Here is an 18,234-nt window from a genome sequence, read left to right on the forward strand (position 1 = left end):
TCGGGAGCGGATGTCTGGATGAGCGTGATGCCGGTGAGTCATCTTGATGACTCACCGGCATCACGCTCAACGAGGTGCGCGGACCGCCGGCCTGCCCATGGACGGACCGGTCAGCGGCCGGGACGGCTGGTCAGCAGGGCAACGGTCAGGCCGGGGCGCGGCCAGACCTGGGTGACGGTGAACTGCGTGCGCAGCGCGTCGCCCTTGGCGCCGGACACAGCGGCCAGCGGCTCGGCGTGCCGGCCGGCGACGACCAACCACACCCGTGTCGTACCGGCGAGGCACTGGGCCGGCTCGGGGCACTCGGCGGCCCACAGGTCGCCGCGACGGACCTCGTCCTCGGTCACCAGCACGTCCCGGGGAGGGTCGCCGAGGTGGTATTCGATGCCGAGGTCGAGGAAGAGCCAGCTGTGCCGGGGCGAGTAGACCACAGCATCCCCCGGGCGTTGACCGTCGGCGATAACCCGCGCCGCCCCCGCGTAGTCCACCGGCGCGCTGCGCGGCCACTCGTGGGTCCGTCGCAGCGCGGCCTGGTCGGGTAGGCCGAGCAGCCCGGCCAGCACCACCACGACGAGCGCGGCCGGTGCGGCCACGGCGGCCAGCGCCGCGCCCGCCAGCAGGCACGCGAAGGGCACCACGAAGACCAGGTACCGGGGCACCCACAGCGGTACGACAGTGCCGGCGGCGAAGAGCAGCAGTACGGGCAGCAGCACCGCGCCGACCGGCAGCAGGGCGCGTCGCCCGAGCCGGGCCGTGCCCAGCGCCGCGACCCCGACCAGCAGTCCACCGACCACACTGCTCTGGGTGACGCCGCCGGGCAGTGCGGTGAGGTCGTCCAGTCGGGCCAGGTGGACCCAGTTCAACTGCCGCGACTGCTGGGTCCGGGCCTTGACCAGCAGCGGCCCGGCCAGCAGCGCGACCGGCACCACGGAGACCAGCCACCGCCACACCCGCCGGTCCCGTTCGGCGTCGAGGTGCGCCGGGGTGGTGACGCCGGCCGCGGTCGGGCCGCGCCACCAGGCGATGAGGACGACCAGCGCGTGGGCGGCGAGCAGTGTGAGCGCGATCAGGTGGATGAGCCCGAGGGCGGCGACGGCGACGGCGTAACCGGCCCAACGGGCCCAGCTCGGTCGACGTAGCGCGGTCACCAGCAGCAGTGTGGCGAGCACGGCGAGCATGGTGGCCAGCGCGTACGGGCGAGCCTCCTGCCCGTAGCGGGAGGTGCCGGGGAGCACCGCGAACAGCAGCCCGGCGAAGAGGCCGCCGCGCCTGTCGACGAGCCGTGCCCCGAGCACGGCGAGCAGCCCGGCGGCCACTGTCATCGCCAGCACCGCCGGCACGCGCAGGGCGATCGTGGAGTCGCCGACGACACTGGTCCAGCCATGCATCAGCAGGTAGTACGGCCCGGTGGCGGCGTCGATGGTGCCGGCCAGCCGGACCAGGTCGCCGGGCGACCGGGTGGCCGCGCTCCACGTCGCCAGCTCGTCGCGCCAGAGCTGGGCGGAGCCCAGCCCGGTCACTGTCACCGCCACTGTCACCAGTGCCGGGGGGAGCCAGACCGGCAGGCGGCGCAGGTGCTCCCACGCCGCCCCGGCCGACCTCTCGGACAATTGCCCCACGGTCCGAGCCTGCCACGGCCACCCCCTGCGCGGGCGTCAGCCGGCCGCAGGTGGTGGCCGCCAGGCGGGCATCACGTCGTTCGGGCGGGCGGTCTTCGCCGGATCACGCTCCACCAGTTCGTCGAGCACGGCGTCGATCCGGGCCATCAGCTCGTCGTCGAGCCGTACCGTGGCGGCCCTGGCCGTCTCGGCGAGCTGCTCGGGCCGGGACGCGCCGACGATCGCGCCCGCCACCGTCGGCCGGCGCAGCACCCACGCCACCGCCAACTGGGCCATCGTGCAGCCGGCGGCCTCGGCGACCGGTCGGAGCTGGCGTACCCGGGAGAGCAGCAGATCGGAGGAGTAGCGGGCGATGAACGAGCCACCGAAACCGTCGGTGGCCCGCGAGCCGGCGGGCGGACGTCGGCCCGGCTCGTACCGACCGGTCAGCACGCCCATCGCGAGCGGCGACCAGGCGAGCTGGCCCAGGCCGAGGTCGGCGCAGGCGGGCGACACCTCGGCCTCCACGACCCGCCAGAGCATGGAGTACTGCGGCTGGTTGGCGATGAACGGGATGCGCAGCTCGGCGGCGAGCCGCAGGCCCGCGCGCAGCTGCGGGGCGGTCCACTCGGAGGCGCCGACGTAGAGCACCTTGCCCTGGCGGACCAGGTCGGCGAAGGCGAGCATCGTCTCCTCCAGCGGCACGCTGTCGTCGTACCGGTGCGCCTGATAGAGGTCGAGGTAGTCGGTGCCCAGCCGGCTCAGCGAGGCGTGACAGCCCTCGATGATGTGCTTGCGGGACAGCCCGGCGTCGTTGGCTCCCGGTCCGACCGGCAGGCACACCTTCGTGCACAGCTCGATCGAGCTGCGCCGGACGCCGCTCAGCGCCTTGCCCAACGCCTCCTCGGCCCGCCCCTGGGCGTACCGGTCGGCGGTGTCGAATGTGGTGATGCCCGCATCCAGGGCGGCCTTCACGCACGCGGCCGCCGCGTCGTCGTCGAGCTGGTTGCCGTGGGTGACCCAGTTGCCGTACGCGACCGCGCTGACGCGCAGGCCCGACCGGCCCAGTTGCCTGTACTCCATCCGAGAATCGTCGGGCCGCCGGGCGCTGTCGCCGAACCGTTCGAGCGTGGTCGAATCCGTGGGTGATCGAGGTTCGGTTCTCGCCCGACGACCTGAGCCGGGTGCGGTTCGTGCACTCGCCCCTGGCCGAGCTGGTGGCCAGCTCCTGGGCGTTACGCAAGCCGGAGAAGTACTGGATGCACCGTCCGTGGCGGCAACGCGCGGAGCGGCTGCTGCCGGATGCCGGCCTGGAACCGCTGTTGGCGGTGCTCAGGTCGTCCAACGGTTACGTGCCGGACTTCCTCACCCCGATCGGAGTGGCACCGAACCTGGCCGCCGAGCTGCGGGCGGTCGCCGGCACCGACCCGTCCCGGATGCGCCGGCAACTCGAGCGGGCCGGCGCACCCCGGCTGGCCCCGGACGAATTGGTCGCGCAACTCCACAGGTACTTCACAGTGCTGATCGCACCGGACTGGCCCCGGCTGCGGGCGCTCGCGCTGGCCGACATCCGGCGTCGGACGCTGCTCGCCGCCGAGCAGGGCGGGCGCACTCTGCTTCGCGACGTGCACCCGTTGATCCGGTGGGACGGCGCGGCGCTGCGGGTCGCCGTCGGCACGACCCGCCCGCCCGGCCTGGACGGACGCCCGTGGACGCTGCTGCCCACCTCGTTCTCCGGGCCGACGGTGCACGCGATCATGGAGGGCGACGCCGGGCCCGCCCTCTGCTATCCGCCGACCGGGCTGGGCGGGCTGTGGGATTCGCCGCCGCCCAGCGCGGCGCTCGGCGCACTGCTCGGCGGCACCCGAGCGGAGGCGCTCTGCCTGCTCGACTCGCCGCTGAGCACCGGCGAGTTGGCAGCGATGCTGGGTCTCGCACCGGCGACGGCGTCGCATCACCTCACCACGCTGAGGGACAACGGCCTGGTCGCCGGCGTACGACAGGGGCGGGTGGTGCGTTATGCCCGAACTATCCTTGGTGACCAGCTGGTCGGCTGACCCCCGGCCCGTGATGTGGGATCCAGCACGTGGACATTGGCCGGCCCCCTCGGGGTGTGGCAGCATGGGCCCATGACCGCCGCAGTCGTCCGCCGCTTCGTGGCACGTCGCCACGTCGATTACGGCCGCGTGCGCAGCGCGATCTGTCCGGCCTACTGACGACGCCCGACCAATCTGTCTCGGGCGCGCTCCGCGCCGGCTGTCTCAGACACCGTTGTCCCGCCCGCTTCGCCGGGCCGGCCGCCGCGCCCCGCGTATCCCGAGGCACAGCAGACAACGGAGGACGCCGCGATGGCGGTCAGCAGCATCCCGGCCCGTTCCGAGGACCCGACGGCTCGCCCGACCCGAGCACCGCGCCGGCCACGGGGTGAGGGTCAGTGGGCGCTCGGCCACCGCGAGCCGCTCAACCCCAACGAGCGGATCAAGAAGGACGACGACCCGCTCAACGTCCGGGCTCGCATCGAGAACATCTACGCCCACCGGGGCTTCGCCTCCATCGACCCGCAGGACCTGCGGGGCCGGTTCCGCTGGTGGGGCCTCTACACCCAGCGCAAGGCGGGCATCGACGGCGGGCGCACCGCCGTGCTGGAGCCGCACGAGCTGGAGGACGAGTTCTTCATGCTCCGGGTCCGCATCGACGGCGGCCAGCTCAGCCTGGCCCAGCTGCGGGTGATCGCGGACATCTCCCGGGAGTTCGCGCGGGACACCGCCGACATCACCGATCGGCAGAACATCCAGTACCACTGGATCCGGGTCGAGGACATGCCGGAGATCTGGCGCCGGCTGGAGTCGGTCGGCCTGCAGACCACCGAGGCGTGCGGCGACTGCCCGCGGATCGTGCTGGGCAGCCCGGTCGCCGGGGTGGCCCGCGACGAGCTGCTCGACCCGACACCGGCGATCGACGAGATCGTCTCCCGGTACGTCGGCGACAAGCAGTTCTCCAACCTGCCCCGCAAGTTCAAGACGTCGATCTCCTGGCTGGTGGACACCCCGTACGAGTCGAACGACATCGCCTTCCTCGGTGTCGACCACCCCGAGCACGGGCCCGGCTTTGACGTGTGGGTCGGCGGGGGTCTCTCCACCAACCCGATGCTCGCCAAGCGGCTCGGCGTCTGGGTGCCGCTGGCCGAGGTGCCGGACGTGTGGGCCGGGGTGGTCGGGATCTTCCGCGACTACGGCTACCGCCGACTGCGCAACCGGGCCCGGTTGAAGTTCCTGGTGGCCGACTGGGGCGTGGAGCGCTTCCGCGAGGTCCTGGAGAAGGACTACCTCGGTCGTACGCTGCTCGACGGCCCGGCGCCGATCCTGCCGTCGAAGCCGGTCGACCACGTGGGTGTGCACGAGCAGTCCGATGGGCGGCACTACGTGGGCGCCGCCCCGGTGGTCGGGCGGGTCTCCGGCGCACAGCTCAGCCAGTTGGCCGACGTGGTCGAGGCGCACGGCAGCGACCGGGTGCGGCTCACCCCGTACCAGAAGCTGCTGGTGCTCGACGTGCCGTCGGAGCGGACGGAGTCGCTTGTCGACGCGCTGCGCGGGATCGGTCTGGAGGCCCGGCCGTCGGCCTGGCGGCGCGGCACTATGGCGTGCACCGGCATCGAGTACTGCAAGCTCGCCATCGTCGAGACGAAGGCCCGCGGCGAGGAGCTGGTGGCCCGGCTGGAGCAGCGGCTGCGCGACTTCGACGCGGACATCTCGATCCACATCAACGGCTGCCCGAACGCGTGCGCGCGCACCCAGGTGGCCGACATCGGCCTCAAGGGTCAACTGGTGGTCGGTCCGGACGGTCGGCAGGTCGAGGGTTTCCAGGTGCACCTGGGCGGCGGGCTGGGCATGGCCCAGGGGCAGACCGCCGGTTTCGGCCGCAAGCTGCGCGGCCTGAAGACCACCGCCGAGGAGCTTCCGGAGTACGTGGAACGGCTGGCCCGTCGCTACCTGGCCGGTCGGAGCGAGGGCGAGACGTTCGCCAACTGGGTGATCAGAGTCGACGAGGAGGAACTGCGGTGAGCAGCGAGAACCGAGCGGCACCTCTGTACTGCCCCTACTGCGGCGAGGAGGACCTGCGGCCGCACGAGGCGGGGCACGGCGCGTGGGAGTGCCACGCCTGCACCCGGGTCTTCTCGGTGAAGTTCACCGGGTTGCTGAGTCGGGCGGTGACCTCATGAGTCTCGTCTCGGCCGCGAGCCTGCGCCTGGTGGGTCCGGGCGGCTCGACGCCGGCCGACCCGGCCCGGCGCGACCCGGACGAGCTGCGGGCCCTGGCCGAGCGGGCCGCTCGGGACCTGGAGGGCGCCCCGGCACTGGAGATCGCCCGCTGGGCGGCGCAGACCTTCGGTGACCGGTTCTGCGTGACCAGCTCGATGGCCGACGCCGTGCTGGCGCACCTGGTGTCCCGGGTGGCCCCCGGGGTGGACGTGGTCTTCCTCGACACCGGCCTGCACTTCCCCGAGACGCTGCGGGTACGCGACGAGGTAGCCCGGACGCTGCCGGTGAACGTCCGGTCGATCCGGCCCCGGCTGACCGTCGGCCAGCAGGACGGCCAGTACGGTCCCCGGCTGTTCAACAAGTCGCCGGACGACTGCTGCCAGCTGCGCAAGGTGGAGCCGCTGGAGCGGGCGCTGACCGGGTACGACGCCTGGGCCGCCGGTCTGCGTCGGGACGAGTCGCCGAGCCGGGCCAACACGCCCGTGGTGACCTTCGACGCGCGCCGCGGCAAGGTCAAGGTCAACCCGATCGCGGCCTGGTCGCAGAAGGATGTGGACGCCTACATCGCCCGCTTCAACGTGCCGGTCAACGAGCTGTTCAAGCAGGGTTACGGGTCGATCGGCTGCTGGCCGTGCACCCGCCGTACCAAGGCCGGCGAGGACGCGCGGGCCGGCCGGTGGGCCATGTTCGAGAAGACCGAGTGCGGGCTGCACGTCTGACCTCCCCGGCGACGACCCTGACCGGCCCCGGCGCGGCCGGCGGGGCGGACCCGGTGGTGCTGGTCGCGCACGGCAGCCGTGACCCACGGGCGGCCGATGCCACCCGGGCGCTGGCTCGGGCGGTGTCGGCGGCCCGGCCGGGCACACCGGTGTGGGCGAGCTGGCTGGACCACACCGAGCCGGGGCCCACCGAGGTGCTGCGCGACCTGGCCGTGGCCGGTCATCGCCGGGCGGTGCTGGTGCCGCTGCTGCTGACCGCCGCGTACCACAATCGGGTGGACATTCCGGCGGCGGTCGCCGCAGCGGCGCGGTCCGGGCCGCCGCTGGCGGTACGGGTGACCGATGTGCTCGGGCCGGCGGACGACACGCCCGATCCCAGGCTGCTGGCCGGGCTGTGCCGTCGGCTGGGTGAGACGCGTCCGGGCCGCTTCGACGCGTTGGTGCTGGCCGCGGCGGGCACCCGGGACGCCAGGGCACGCCGCTCGGTGGGCCGGGTGGCTGACGCCCTCGGCGTGGAGTTCGGGGTGCCCTGCCGGGTGGCGTACGCCTCGGCGGCTCCACCGGCGGCCGGCGTGGCGGTGTCGCGGCTACGGGTGTCCGGCGCGCGCCGGGTCGCGGTGGCCGCGTACTTCCTGGCGCCGGGGCTGTTCCACGACGCGGTGACCGAGGCGGCCCGGGCGGCGGGTGCGGTGGCTGTCGCCGCGCCGCTGACCGACGCACCGGAGTTGGTCGAGTTGGTGCTGCGTCGGGTCGACGACCGGCCCGTGCTGGCGTCTACGGGCTGACCCGTGCCGGCACGGGTCATCCGGTGCCGGACAGCAGAACGCCCCGGTGGGCGAACCCACCGGGGCGTACAGCTGTGTGTTGGGGATCAGGCGGAGTGAGCGCGCAGCACCCGGAGACCGCCGCGCCGCTTGACGGCACGCCGCTCCTCCTCGCTCATTCCGCCCCAGACGCCGGCGTCCTGACCAGACTCGAGTGCCCACTGAAGGCACTGGTCGGTCACGGAGCAGCGCCTGCAGACGGCCTTGGCCTGCTCGACCTGCAGCAGAGCCGGTCCAGACGTCCCGATCGGGAAGAACAGCTCTGGGTCCTCGTCGCGGCAGACACTATGGTGACGCCAGTCCATGGCGGCAACACTCCTCATTCTGGATGGGTGGCGAACAATTGCATGTCGTGCTTTTCCTATATGCATCCGCAGTGCCGATGGTGACAGTTAGCGTCCGTCCATTCGGCAGTGCGTGAGCAGGCGTTCAGCGCCGGGGACCTGCTGGAACAGCTCAACCTGACGAGCATATCCAGGCAATGTCCCGGTAACTCAAGTCCGCTTGTGAATACTTTCACGAACAGTCGCGATGTCAAGGGTGACGCTCGGAAAAACTCCGGGCGGTGAGCAAGCCCACAACCCATTTGTCCGGGTTCCAGTGCTTTCCTGGTTACCCGCCGTGCCACAGTCGAGGATCAATATAGTACAGTCCGCGTGACATTGCTGACATTTCCGGCACCTGCCCCTCGGTGTGGCGGCGACCAGGTCGATCGGTTGTGGCCACCGTGTCGACCAAGGGCAGTACCCGAGACCTAGCAGATTACTCTCAGTGCGGCGGGAACGGAGGTGAATCTGACTTTCTCCCGCTCGCCGAGATAGTCCCCGTCCAGCTGGAACGCCTGCGGACGGCTGGAGACCAGCGTGAACTCCGCCGTGTCATGGAGTCGTAACACCTGCCGACCGCGCGGATTCGGTTGCCGGGACAGGAACTGCGTCACTGTCCGTGTTGTGCTAGCCACCCGGAGCTGACGCAACGCCAGCACATCAAGCCCGAGATCGAACGACGCCGCCGGGTTCGGGTTGACCTCACGGTCGCCCAGGTACGTCCAGGGCGCCGTGTTCTGGATGATGACGGTGGCCAGCTCGGCCTCCGCCGGCTCGCCCGGACGCTCCAGGACGATCGCCGGGTGCCGCCGGTCCGAGGCGAGGAAGTACTGGTTCATGATCGAACGCAGGTAGAGCGACGGCGTGGACACCCGCCCCTTCCGCCGGGCCTGCTCCACCCGGTGGATCACCGCCGCGTCCAGGCCGAACCCGGCGCAGAAGGTGAAGTAGCGGTCGTCGGCGAGGCCCAGCCCCACCGTCCGGCTTCGGCCCAGCCGCAGCCCTTCCAGGATCATGCTGGTCGCCTCCGGCCACTCCCGGGGCAGACCCACCGCGCGGGCGAACACGTTCGTCGAGCCACCGGGGACGGTCGCCAGCGCGGGCAGTCGCTCGGCCATCGGGGCATCGCCGGCGCGAGTCGGCGGTTCGGCCGTCATCAGGCCGTTCACCACCTCGTTCACAGTGCCATCGCCACCCAGTGTGACGACCAGGTCGACCCCCTCCGCGGCTGCCTCCCGGGCCAGCGCCACGGCGTGCCCGCGCCGACGGGTGTAGCGCACGCTGAGATCGACTTCGCTGCGCAGCGCCCGGACAAGCACGTCCCGGCTGCGTTCGCTGGTGGTGGTGGCCTTCGGATTGACCACCAGGACGGCCCGCATGGGCGGCACTGTACCTTCCGGCAGCCCGGGTATCGTGGCGCGCGTGACCATCGACTCGGACCCGATCCCCGTCACGCTCCGCTGGGCGGTCCGGCTGCTGTGGGCGGAGGCGGCCGTCGTCGGGCTGATCGCCGTCTGGCTGGTCTGGGCCGACCTCACGGCCACCCGTACCGACCTGCTGGCGGCGTTGCTGGTGACCGTGTTCGCCATCGGGGCGGCCGTGGCGCTCTGGGCCCTGGGCCGCGCGCTGCTGCGCCGTCAGGCGGGCGCACGGGCTCCCGCGATCGTGCTTCAGCTGATGCTGCTGCCGATCGGGTGGTTCATGATCCAGGCTGGGCTGGGTTGGCTGGGCGTGCCGCTGATGGCGCTCGGCCTGGGCGTGGCCTGGCTGCTGATCTGCCCTCCGACGACACGCGCCCTCGGCTTCGAGTGACCGCGCCGGCGCGTCGGGTCGGTCAGTAGCCGCCGGAGCGGCGGGTGAGCAGCGCGATCGTGGCCCGACCGTCGGCGGACGTGGCGGACGCCGAGGTGGTCAGCGCGGTGAGCACCTTCCAGGCGAACGACGACTCGCCGGGCAGGGTGGCGCCGCGCACTGTCGGCACTGTCACCTCGACGGTCAGCGCGTCCTCGGTGACAGCGAAGCGGCACTCCAACTCGGCGTCGCGGGTGGCGATGGCGAGCAGCATGGCGCACGCCTCGTCGACAGCGATCCGCAGATCCTCGATCTCGTCGAGCGCGAACTGCAACCGGGCCGCGAGACCGGCGGTGGCGGTACGAAGCACGCCGAGGTAACCGCCGTCGGCGGGCACCGTGAGGTGCACCACGTCGTCGTCGGTCGCTGGCTGGCCAGTCAGTTGAGTCACGCCTCATCCCCCCGGTCGGGGACTCTACCCGGTCAGTCGCCCGGACGCGTGCCGGCGGTGGTGGCGTGGTCGGCCAACTCGCGGAGCGCGTCGCCGCTGAGCCGATAGGAAACCCATTCGCTCAGCTGCTCGGCCCCGATCGAGGCGTAGAAGCCGGCGGCCGGGTTCCAGTCGATCATGCTCCACTCCAGCCGCCGGTAGCCGCGTCGTACGCAGATGTCGGCCAGCGTGGCGAGCAGCAGTCGACCGGCACCGGTGCCCCGGGCGGCCGGCCGGACGTACAGGTCCTCCAGGTAGATGCCGTGCACGCCGGCCCAGGTGGAGAAGTTGAGGAACCACAGCGCGAAGCCGACCGGCTCGTCGTGCTCGTCCACCGCGACATGACCGAAGAGCGCCGGAGCAGTCGTCCGACCGCTCCAGCTCGGCGCGTCTGACGCCACGCCGCGACCTGGAGCGGTCGCGAACAGAGCCGAGGTCAGCTGCTCGGCGGTGAGATGGCACTGCTCGGGGGCACGTTCGTACTCGGCCAGCTCGTGCACCATGGCGACGACGGCCGGCACGTCCTCGGGACGTGCCGGCCGGATCGTCGGGATGACCGGTGAGGTCACGCCTTCTTGGTCTCCCAGAAGATCTTCGAGATCTCGTCGATCTTCGCGAGCAGCTTGTCGGCGGTGGCCGGGTCGAGGCTGCCCTTGACGCCACCGGCGCCGGCGAGCTTGGTGGCCTCGTTGAACAGGCTGTGCAGGTTCGGGTACTTCTCGAAGTGCGGCGGCTTGAAGTAGTCGGTCCAGAGCACCCAGAGGTGGTGCTTGACCAGCTCGGCGCGCTGCTCCTTGATGATGACGGCCCGGGTGCGGAACTCCGGGTCGGTGTTCGACTGGTACTTCTCGCAGATCATTTTGACCGACTCGGCCTCGATCCGGGCCTGAGCCGGGTCGTAGACACCGCACGGCAGGTCGCAGTGAGCGCTCGCGGTGACGCGGGGCGCAAGGATGCGCGGAAGTCGCATCAGGATCCTCCATGGGAAGTTTGCGATGATCAAAGGCGACATTACTCCTGGGAATGCTCCCCGAACCGGGTGGAGGTGAAACCAGTGGCTGCCGATCACCCGGCTGAGGTGCCCCGGTTGCGGAGGCCACTGGCCGCCGTTCTGGTCACGGGCCCGTCCATGGCCCCGACGCTGCGGCACGGCGACGCGGTGCTGGTGCGCCCCGGTGGCCGCCCGATCCGAGCCGGCGACGTGGTGGTCGCGGTCTTCCGGACCCGGCCCGATCTGCTGGTGGTGAAGCGTGCGGTCCGGCCGCAGGACGGCGGCTGGTGGCTGCGTGGCGACAACGACCTGATCACCGACGACTCCCGGGCGTACGGGGTGGCCGACGTACGCGGGCGGGTGGTGGCCCGCTACTGGCCGCGCCCCGGACGGATGCCTCGTCGTCAGTTATGACCCTGCTCACATCCGAGGGGTGGTGTCGACACTATGCTCGGAAAGTGCCCGGGTGACCCCCCGCACCGCGTGCCACCGCTCGCCGCCCACCTCGCGGCGGGGCAGGCCGCCTCACATCTGCTCGACAGATCCTGGAGTCACCACCATGCCTTCGTCCACCGTGGACCCCGCTGATCCCGTCTTCCTACTGCACCGGGGCGGCAAGATGGCCGTCACCTCGACAGTGCCACTCACCAGCCGGGAGGACCTCTCCCTGGCGTACACCCCGGGGGTGGCCCGGGTGTGTGAGGCGATCGCCGCCGACCCCGCCCTGGTGGACGACTACACCTGGGTGTCGCACACGGTCGCGGTGGTCACCGACGGCTCGGCGGTGCTCGGGCTGGGCAACATCGGCCCCCGGGCCGCGCTGCCGGTGATGGAGGGCAAGGCGGTGCTGTTCAAGCAGTTCGCCGGGGTGGACGCGGTGCCGGTGTGCCTGGACACCCAGGACGTGGACGAGATCGTCGCGGTGGTGCGGGCGCTGGCCCCCTCGTTCGGTGGGATCAACCTGGAGGACATCAGCGCGCCGCGCTGCTTCGAGATCGAGCGTCGGCTCGACGAGGCGCTGGACATCCCGGTCTTCCATGACGACCAGCACGGCACCGCCATCGTGGTGCTCGCCGCGCTGCGCAACGCCGCGACGTTGCTCGACCGCAAGCTCGGTGACCTGCGGGTGGCGGTGAGCGGCGCGGGCGCGGCCGGCGTGGCCGTGACGAAGATGCTGATCGCCGGGGGCGTCAACCCCGACCAGGTGGTGGTCTGCGACTCCAAGGGGATCATCGGCCGGCACCGCACCGAGCTGACCGGCACCAAGGCCGAGCTGGCGGCGAGCACCAACGCCGACGGCCGGCACGGCGACATCACCGAGGCGCTGCGCGACGCGGACGTGCTGGTCGGGGTCTCCGGCGGGCAGATCCCCGAGTCGGCGGTGGCCGGGATGGCGCCCGGCGGAATCGTGTTCGCGCTGGCGAACCCGACCCCCGAGGTGCACCCCGAGGTGGCCGCCCGGCACGTCGCGGTCGTCGCCACCGGCCGCAGCGACTACCCCAACCAGATCAACAACGTGCTGGCCTTCCCCGGGGTGTTCCGTGGCGCGCTGGACGCCGGTGCCACCCGGATCACCGAGGCGATGAAGGTCGCCGCCGCGGACGCCATCGCCGGGGTGGTGGCGGATTCCCTGACCGCCGACGCGATCGTCCCGTCCCCGCTCGACCCGCGTGTCGCGCCGGCCGTGGCCGAGGCGGTCGCCGAAGCCGCCCGCCGCGACGGCGTCGCCCGCCGCTAGCGCACGCACGGGCCGGGCGCTCCGGCGCAGCATGCGCCGCCGGCCTGTGCGGCACGGCTTCTTAACGAGTGCTCAGCTTGTTACCGTGCCGATCATGCGTGCTGCCTTTGCCTCCCGTTTCGACGACGCCGACCCGCTCGCCGCGCTCACCGTCGGCGAGCGGCCCGAGCCGACCCCTCCGGCCGACGACTGGGTGACCGTGCAGTTACGGGCCACCTCGCTCAACCACCACGACCTCTGGTCACTGCGCGGGGTGGGTCTCACCGAGGCCCAGCTGCCGATGATCCTCGGCTGCGACGCGGTGGGGCTGGACCCGGAGGGGCGCCCGGTGGTCGTGTACCCGGTGGTCGTCACACCGAATGACCCGCGCGGGGTTTCCATCCTCTCCGAGCACTTCTCCGGGACGCTCGCCGAGCGGGTGGCCGTACCCCGATCGAACCTGATCCCGCTGCCCGACGGCATGGCGGCGACCGACGCGGCGTGCCTGCCCACGGCCTGGCTGACCGCGTGGCGGATGCTGACCACCAAGGGCCGCGTCGCGGACGCCGACAGCGTGCTGGTGCAGGGCGCGGGCGGTGGCGTTGCCACCGCGGCCGTCGCGCTCGCCGTCGCGATGGGCAAGCGGGTGTACGCGACCAGCCGCGACGCCGTCAAGCGGGACCGGATCTCGGCCCTCGGCGCCATCGCGGTGGAGCCCGGTGCCCGGCTGCCGGAACGGGTCGACGTGGTGATCGAGACGGTCGGCGCGGCCACCTTCGACCACTCCCTGAAGTCGGCCGCGCCCATGGCCCGGATCGTGGTCTCCGGCGCTACCGCCGGGCACGAGCCGTCGGTCAACCTGCGCCGGGTCTTCGCGATGCAGCTGGAGATCCTGGGTACCTCGATGGGCACCCCCGGCGAGCTGTACGAGCTGCTGGCGTTCTGCTCCGACAACGAGGTGCGCCCGGTGGTGGACAGCGTCGTCCCGTTCAGCCGGGTCGAGGACGCCTTCGCCCGACTGCACTCCGGCGACGCCTTCGGCAAGGTCGTCATCGACCACACCGCCTGACACCTGCCTTCATCCGCGCGACATCAGGGATGTTGCTGCCTCCGGTCGCGCTGAGGCAGCAACATCCCTGATGCTGCGGGGATCTTCACCGTGATCGGCCGGGCGGACGTCAGAGGTGGTCGTCGAAGGTGGCGATGTCGCCGCGTGTCGCGTCGGTGGAGATGCGCTTCTTGGCGTCGGCGTCGCCGTAGAGCGACCAGCGCAGGAACTCGACAGAGGTGTCCGAGACGACCCGCAGCGTCGCACCGTCGCCGAGCAGCGCCCGCCCGTGGTCGCCCTTGGGCAGGCTCAGCATGGCCTTCGGCCAGGGCACCTTGTCGTACGCGGCCTTGCCCGCCGCGTACTCGACCACCTCGTCCAACTCGCCGTGCACGAACAGCTGCGGCGCGGCCGCGCCGGCGAACGCGGTGCCCACGCCGAGCGCCGTGCCGGCGAACACCACACCCGCGTCCAGCCGCTCGTCCCGGCTCGCGGTGAACAGGCCGATGGTGGTCACCCCGCCCGCCGAGTGCCCGGCCGCGGCCACCCGCTCGCCGTCCAACCGGCCGCGCAACGCGTCGCCGGCCTTGCCGTCCAGCGCCAACACCTGATCCAACGCGTACGACACATCGGCGGGCTGGTTCAGCACGTCGAGGACGTTGTTGTCAGCGCCCCGGGAGGTGTGCGGGAACGCCGGCGCGGCCACCACGAACCCCGCCGCCGCCCAGCGGGTCAGCAGTGTGCCGTAGTCGTCCGGCCGCCCACCCAGGCCGTGACTGAACATCACCACCGGGAACCGGCCCTCCGCCGCCGTCGCCGACCGCTTGGCCGCGCCGCCGGACTGCCCGGCCGCCGGGTACCAGAGCGTCGTGGGCAGTGCGCGGCCGTCCCGGTTCAGCTTCAGCTGGCGTACGCCGACCGCGAAGGCGCGTTGCGGGGCCTTTCCGGCGGGGACCTGCGGTGTCGGCGTGGCGGCGGGTGGTGGTTCGACGGGCGCCTGCTGGCCCTCGGTCTTCCTGGCGTCCGCCGAGCAGCCGACCAGACCGGCGATGAGCACGGCGCTGGCCAGCAGGGCGGGGGTGACGCGACGTGGCATGAATCCGATTGTGCCTTGCCCCGCTGACGTGCCCGGTGGACTTCGACGCGGTGTGCCCGTCGACTCACCCAGCGCTGCGCGCTCGGCTTCAGGCCGCGGCACGTTCGGCGAGCGGGCGTCGCCGTCGTGAGGTGTCGGTCAGTGCGCGCAGAGGGAAGGCGGCATTGGGGTTGTACCGGTTCGTTCCGGGCGGAACGATCTCGTCGATCCGGTCGAGGGTCGCGTCGTCCAGGGTGAGCGTGGCGCCCTTGAGCAGGTCCTCCAACTGCGGCATGGTTCGCGGTCCGATGATCGCCGAGGTGACGGCCGGGTGAGCCACTGTGAAGGCGATGGCGAGTTGCGGAAGCGTGCAGCCGATGCTGGCGGCGAGGTCGACGAGCTGCTCGACGGCGTCGAGCTTGGCGGCGTTCTCGGCGATCGTGGGGTCGAACTGCGCCGGCCGCAGGGCGGCACGCCCGGTCGACAGGTCGACGGGCTGGTCCCTGCGGTACTTGCCGCTGAGAAACCCGAAGGCGAGCGGGCTCCAGACCAGCACTCCCATGCCGTAGCGCTGGCAGACCGGCAGGGTCGAGGCCTCGACCCCGCGGGCCAGGATCGAGTACGGCGGCTGCTCGGTGCGCAGGCGTCCGAGGCCGCGACGCTCAGAGACCTGGTGCGCCTCGACGATCTCCTCGGCCGGGAAGGTCGAGCAGCCGAAGGCGCGGATCTTCCCGTCGCGGACGAGGTCGGTGAGCACCGAGAGGGTCTCCTCGATGTCGGTAGAGGGGTCGGGACGGTGGATCTGGTAGAGGTCGATCCAGTCGGTGTTCAACCGCCGGAGGCTCCCCTCGACCGCCTTGAGGATCCACCGCCGCGAGTTGCCACCCTGGTTGGGGCCCTCGCCCATCGGGAAGTGCACCTTGGTGGCCAGGACGACGTCGTCCCGGCGTCCCCGCAGCGCCTTGCCCACGATCTCCTCCGACTCGCCCTGGCCGTACATGTCGGCGGTGTCAACGAAGTTGATGCCCTGGTCGAGGGCGGTGTGGATGATGCGGACGCAGTCGTCGTGGTCGGGGTTGCCGACGGCACCGAACATCATGGTCCCGAGACAGTGGGTGCTCACCTCGATGCCGGTGCCGCCGAGGGTGCGATAGCGCATGTCGATGCTCCTTGGCTGTTTCTGTAGCGATCACCGCGCACCCTAGGAGCTAGAGTCGGCTCTAGGTCAACCCTCGGTATCCTGCTCGTCATGGCTGAGGTCACAGCGACTTTGAGCATCGGTCAGGTCGCCGAACGCACCGGCTTGAGCGTGCACGCGCTCCGCTTCTACGAGCAGCAGGGCGTCTTCGTCAGCTCGGTACGCCGTGGGCCTGGCGGGCGGCGCAGCTACACCGAGGACGACGTGGACTGGCTGGGCGTCTGCATCATCCTTCGCGCCTCCGGCATGCCGCTTCCCGCGCTCCGCCGATACGCCGACCTGGTCCGGGAAGGCGCCGGCAACGAGGAGGAACGACTCGCGCTGCTGCGCGAGCACCACGAGCAGGTCACCAGCCAACTCGGCCGGCTCACCCAGTGCCTGGACCTGATCACCTTCAAGGTCGGGGTCTACGAGGATCTGCTTGAGCAGGACCGGCGCGCAGCCGGGCCAGGTCGTCGGCGTCCTTCGGGCGGCGGGGACGTTCCGGCATCCAGACCGGGTACATCTGCTTGAACTCGATCTGGGCCGCCACCGAGATGGTCGGCGCGGTGAGTGGACCGATCCGGCCGGGTGGGGCGTCCAGCATCCCGGCAGGCAGCGTGGTGCCGGCCCAGGACCCGGCACCGACCGCCGGCCGGCCGGCGGCATCCCGACCCAGGTACGCGAAGCTGACCTCCACGTCGGCAGTGAAAAGGTCGAGCTGCGACTCCACCGGCATCCGTGGGTCGGGAAGCCAGCCCCGGGCCAGCAGCAGGTCGGCCAGCCGGTAGGCGTCGTCGCGCCAGCAGTACCAGTCGACGTCGAGGTGCGGGCGGGTCACCACGCCGAGCTGGAAGTCCATCGCCCAGCCGCCGCGCAGCCACACCGGGATGCCGCCCGCCCCGGCCACCGCGACCACCTCGGCGATGCTCGCCAACTGCTGCCGCGCAAGCTCGTCCACCGGAAGACCGTACCGGCGTCGGCCGGGTCAGTGGGCCGGGCGGGACTCGTAACTGGTCAGGGTGGGGGAGTGGGCGTCGGCGGGGAGGCGGGAACCGGCGGCCCGGTCGCCGTAGAGGGTCCAGCGCAGGAAATCGGTGGTGGTGGCGAGCACCGGGGCGAAGCCCGGGTGGCCCGGCGTGAGGTACGCGCCGTGGTCCTGGCCGAGCAGGCTGAGGAACACGGCCGGCCCGGGGGTACGCGCGTAGGCGGCCCGGCCGACAGTCACCGGCACCACCGGGTCGGCCGTGCCGTGCACGAAGAGCACCGGCGCGGCCGGCCCGGCGAAGCTGCCCGGCAGCCCGCCGCCGGCGATCACGATCCCGGCGCGCAACCGGGCCGGGTGGCCCTCGCTGAACATGCCGGAGGTGGTGAAGCCGCCCGCCGAGTGCCCGGCGGCGGCGACCGAGGTCAGGTCGAGGTGCCCTGCGAGGGGATCGACAGGGCTCCGGTCGAGGCCGCCCAGGTGCCGGATCAGTCGCCACGCGTCGGCCGGCTGGTGGCGTACGTCCGCCCGGGTGAAGTGCGCGGCACCCTGCCGGGTGTGCGGGTACGCCGGTGCGGCCACCACGAAACCGGCCGCCGCCCAGCGGGTGGTCAGGCCGGCGTGCAGCTCGGGCAGGCTGCCCAACCCGTGGCTGTAGACCACCACCGGGAACCGCCCGGCCGCCACCTGACCGGTCGACGTCGGGTACCAGATCGTCACCGGCAGGGGGCGCGCCGAGCGCGGATCGAGGGTGAGCGTACGCACGCCGACGGCGTACGACCCCTCGGGCGCCCGACGCGCCGGCACCGGTCCGGTGGCCCCGCCGGCGACGGCCGTGGCCGGCGCACAGCCGGCCAGCAACGCTGTCACCAGTACGGCCATCAGCCGGCCTGCCCCCATCGTTCCACGGTAGGTGCCCGGGCAGGCGTAGCGGCCCCGCCGTCCGGCTCGGGTGCACCCGCCACCCGGTCGGGTCAGCTCCGCCGGGCGGGTCCACCCCTGGGACGCCGTGGGCCGGGGACGGTGCAGCGTGACCAGCTTCGCTAGGGTCACCGACATGCCTGAGAACTACACGGACCCCAGCGGCAACACCGAGGCGTTCCGCGCCTTCAACCAGACGCCGGAGGCTGCGGCGTCGACGGAGGCCCCGTCCCGCCTGCCGCTCATCATCGGTGCGGCAGTGGTCGTCGTGGTGCTGGTGGCACTCGTCGCCTGGCTGGCGACCGGCTGATCGA

General features: G+C 72.0%; 22 protein-coding genes. 11 read left to right on the forward strand and 11 right to left on the reverse strand.

The window, feature by feature from the left end; translation table 11 throughout:
• Positions 1–110 precede the first annotated feature (110 nt).
• The gene (locus OH804_RS33205) at positions 111–1,619 is read right to left on the reverse strand and encodes a glycosyltransferase family 39 protein (RefSeq protein ID WP_406061588.1); all 1,509 of its coding nucleotides are present in this window, start codon (positions 1,617–1,619) and stop codon (positions 111–113) included.
• Positions 1,620–1,655: 36 nt separating this feature from the next.
• On the reverse strand, positions 1,656–2,681 hold the full coding sequence (locus OH804_RS33210) for an aldo/keto reductase family protein (protein ID WP_406061590.1): 1,026 nt from the start codon (positions 2,679–2,681) through the stop codon (positions 1,656–1,658).
• A gap of 62 nt (positions 2,682–2,743) precedes the next feature.
• Here OH804_RS33210 and OH804_RS33215 point away from each other — a divergent pair, with 62 nt between their 5' ends.
• The 5 genes from OH804_RS33215 to OH804_RS33235 all read left to right on the forward strand — a co-directional run bounded on the left by OH804_RS33215 (position 2,744) and on the right by OH804_RS33235 (position 7,360).
• Positions 2,744–3,655 carry an ArsR family transcriptional regulator gene (locus tag OH804_RS33215; RefSeq protein WP_406061593.1) on the forward strand — a complete coding sequence of 304 codons (912 nt, stop codon included), beginning with the start codon at positions 2,744–2,746 and terminating at the stop codon, positions 3,653–3,655.
• A 291-nt stretch (positions 3,656–3,946) separates the two neighbouring features.
• Positions 3,947–5,659: a nitrite/sulfite reductase gene (locus OH804_RS33220; protein ID WP_406061595.1), complete on the forward strand. Its 1,713-nt coding sequence runs from the start codon at positions 3,947–3,949 to the stop codon at positions 5,657–5,659.
• The gene (locus tag OH804_RS33225) at positions 5,656–5,817 is read left to right on the forward strand and encodes a hypothetical protein (RefSeq protein ID WP_165435836.1); all 162 of its coding nucleotides are present in this window, start codon (positions 5,656–5,658) and stop codon (positions 5,815–5,817) included. The genes OH804_RS33220 and OH804_RS33225 overlap by 4 nt, the downstream gene beginning before the upstream one ends.
• A complete protein-coding gene (locus tag OH804_RS33230; protein ID WP_406061598.1) occupies positions 5,814–6,575 on the forward strand; it encodes a phosphoadenylyl-sulfate reductase in 762 nt (253 codons plus the stop codon). Before OH804_RS33225 ends, OH804_RS33230 begins: the two co-directional genes overlap by 4 nt.
• On the forward strand, positions 6,557–7,360 hold the full coding sequence (locus OH804_RS33235) for a sirohydrochlorin chelatase (protein ID WP_406061600.1): 804 nt from the start codon (positions 6,557–6,559) through the stop codon (positions 7,358–7,360). Before OH804_RS33230 ends, OH804_RS33235 begins: the two co-directional genes overlap by 19 nt.
• An 86-nt stretch (positions 7,361–7,446) precedes the next feature.
• On the opposite strand, the gene OH804_RS33240 is transcribed toward OH804_RS33235, so the two are convergent.
• Together OH804_RS33240 and OH804_RS33245 are read right to left on the reverse strand one after the other, a co-directional pair.
• A complete protein-coding gene (locus OH804_RS33240) occupies positions 7,447–7,704 on the reverse strand; it encodes a WhiB family transcriptional regulator (protein ID WP_088950012.1) in 258 nt (85 codons plus the stop codon).
• A gap of 449 nt (positions 7,705–8,153) precedes the next feature.
• Positions 8,154–9,104, reverse strand: a complete 951-nt coding sequence (locus tag OH804_RS33245) for a diacylglycerol kinase family protein (protein WP_196919592.1) — start codon at positions 9,102–9,104, stop codon at positions 8,154–8,156.
• A 43-nt stretch (positions 9,105–9,147) separates the two neighbouring features.
• Between OH804_RS33245 and OH804_RS33250 the strand changes: the two genes are divergently transcribed.
• The gene (locus OH804_RS33250; protein ID WP_124853891.1) at positions 9,148–9,537 is read left to right on the forward strand and encodes a hypothetical protein; all 390 of its coding nucleotides are present in this window, start codon (positions 9,148–9,150) and stop codon (positions 9,535–9,537) included.
• Between the two features lie 22 nt (positions 9,538–9,559).
• Here OH804_RS33250 and OH804_RS33255 read toward each other — a convergent pair whose 3' ends face one another.
• The 3 genes from OH804_RS33255 to sodN are packed head-to-tail and all read right to left on the reverse strand — an operon-like array spanning position 9,560 to position 10,976.
• Positions 9,560–9,967, reverse strand: coding sequence for an ATP-binding protein (locus OH804_RS33255; protein WP_196919591.1), 408 nt, complete (start codon positions 9,965–9,967; stop codon positions 9,560–9,562).
• 32 nt (positions 9,968–9,999) lie between these two features.
• On the reverse strand, positions 10,000–10,575 hold the full coding sequence (locus tag OH804_RS33260; RefSeq protein ID WP_406061603.1) for a GNAT family N-acetyltransferase: 576 nt from the start codon (positions 10,573–10,575) through the stop codon (positions 10,000–10,002).
• Positions 10,572–10,976, reverse strand: coding sequence for a superoxide dismutase, Ni (sodN, locus tag OH804_RS33265; protein WP_030490383.1), 405 nt, complete (start codon positions 10,974–10,976; stop codon positions 10,572–10,574). Before sodN ends, OH804_RS33260 begins: the two co-directional genes overlap by 4 nt.
• Positions 10,977–11,060: 84 nt before the next feature.
• Here sodN and OH804_RS33270 point away from each other — a divergent pair, with 84 nt between their 5' ends.
• The 3 genes from OH804_RS33270 to OH804_RS33280 all read left to right on the forward strand — a co-directional run bounded on the left by OH804_RS33270 (position 11,061) and on the right by OH804_RS33280 (position 13,783).
• Positions 11,061–11,411: a S24/S26 family peptidase gene (locus tag OH804_RS33270; RefSeq protein WP_307788511.1), complete on the forward strand. Its 351-nt coding sequence runs from the start codon at positions 11,061–11,063 to the stop codon at positions 11,409–11,411.
• Positions 11,412–11,556: 145 nt separating this feature from the next.
• The gene (locus tag OH804_RS33275; RefSeq protein ID WP_196919589.1) at positions 11,557–12,735 is read left to right on the forward strand and encodes an NADP-dependent malic enzyme; all 1,179 of its coding nucleotides are present in this window, start codon (positions 11,557–11,559) and stop codon (positions 12,733–12,735) included.
• 85 nt (positions 12,736–12,820) lie between these two features.
• Entirely contained in the window at positions 12,821–13,783 is a 963-nt protein-coding gene (locus OH804_RS33280) for a zinc-binding dehydrogenase (RefSeq protein ID WP_196919588.1), read from the forward strand.
• Between the two features lie 109 nt (positions 13,784–13,892).
• Here OH804_RS33280 and OH804_RS33285 read toward each other — a convergent pair whose 3' ends face one another.
• Entirely contained in the window at positions 13,893–14,858 is a 966-nt protein-coding gene (locus tag OH804_RS33285) for an alpha/beta hydrolase family protein (protein WP_406061606.1), read from the reverse strand.
• Between the two features lie 88 nt (positions 14,859–14,946).
• Positions 14,947–15,996, reverse strand: coding sequence for an aldo/keto reductase (locus OH804_RS33290; protein WP_196919586.1), 1,050 nt, complete (start codon positions 15,994–15,996; stop codon positions 14,947–14,949).
• Positions 15,997–16,086: 90 nt separating this feature from the next.
• Here OH804_RS33290 and OH804_RS33295 point away from each other — a divergent pair, with 90 nt between their 5' ends.
• A complete protein-coding gene (locus tag OH804_RS33295; RefSeq protein ID WP_406061608.1) occupies positions 16,087–16,548 on the forward strand; it encodes a MerR family transcriptional regulator in 462 nt (153 codons plus the stop codon).
• Here OH804_RS33295 and OH804_RS33300 read toward each other — a convergent pair.
• A complete protein-coding gene (locus OH804_RS33300; RefSeq protein WP_406061610.1) occupies positions 16,430–16,975 on the reverse strand; it encodes a nucleotidyltransferase domain-containing protein in 546 nt (181 codons plus the stop codon). The genes OH804_RS33295 and OH804_RS33300 overlap by 119 nt on opposite strands.
• Positions 16,976–17,002: 27 nt before the next feature.
• Positions 17,003–17,899, reverse strand: a complete 897-nt coding sequence (locus OH804_RS33305; protein ID WP_406061612.1) for an alpha/beta hydrolase family protein — start codon at positions 17,897–17,899, stop codon at positions 17,003–17,005.
• A 157-nt stretch (positions 17,900–18,056) separates the two neighbouring features.
• Between OH804_RS33305 and OH804_RS33310 the strand changes: the two genes are divergently transcribed.
• Positions 18,057–18,230, forward strand: a complete 174-nt coding sequence (locus tag OH804_RS33310; RefSeq protein ID WP_196919583.1) for a hypothetical protein — start codon at positions 18,057–18,059, stop codon at positions 18,228–18,230.
• Positions 18,231–18,234 lie beyond the last annotated feature (4 nt).

The organism is Micromonospora sp. NBC_00860, from assembly GCF_045207375.1.
GTDB lineage: Bacteria > Actinomycetota > Actinomycetes > Mycobacteriales > Micromonosporaceae > Micromonospora > Micromonospora vinacea.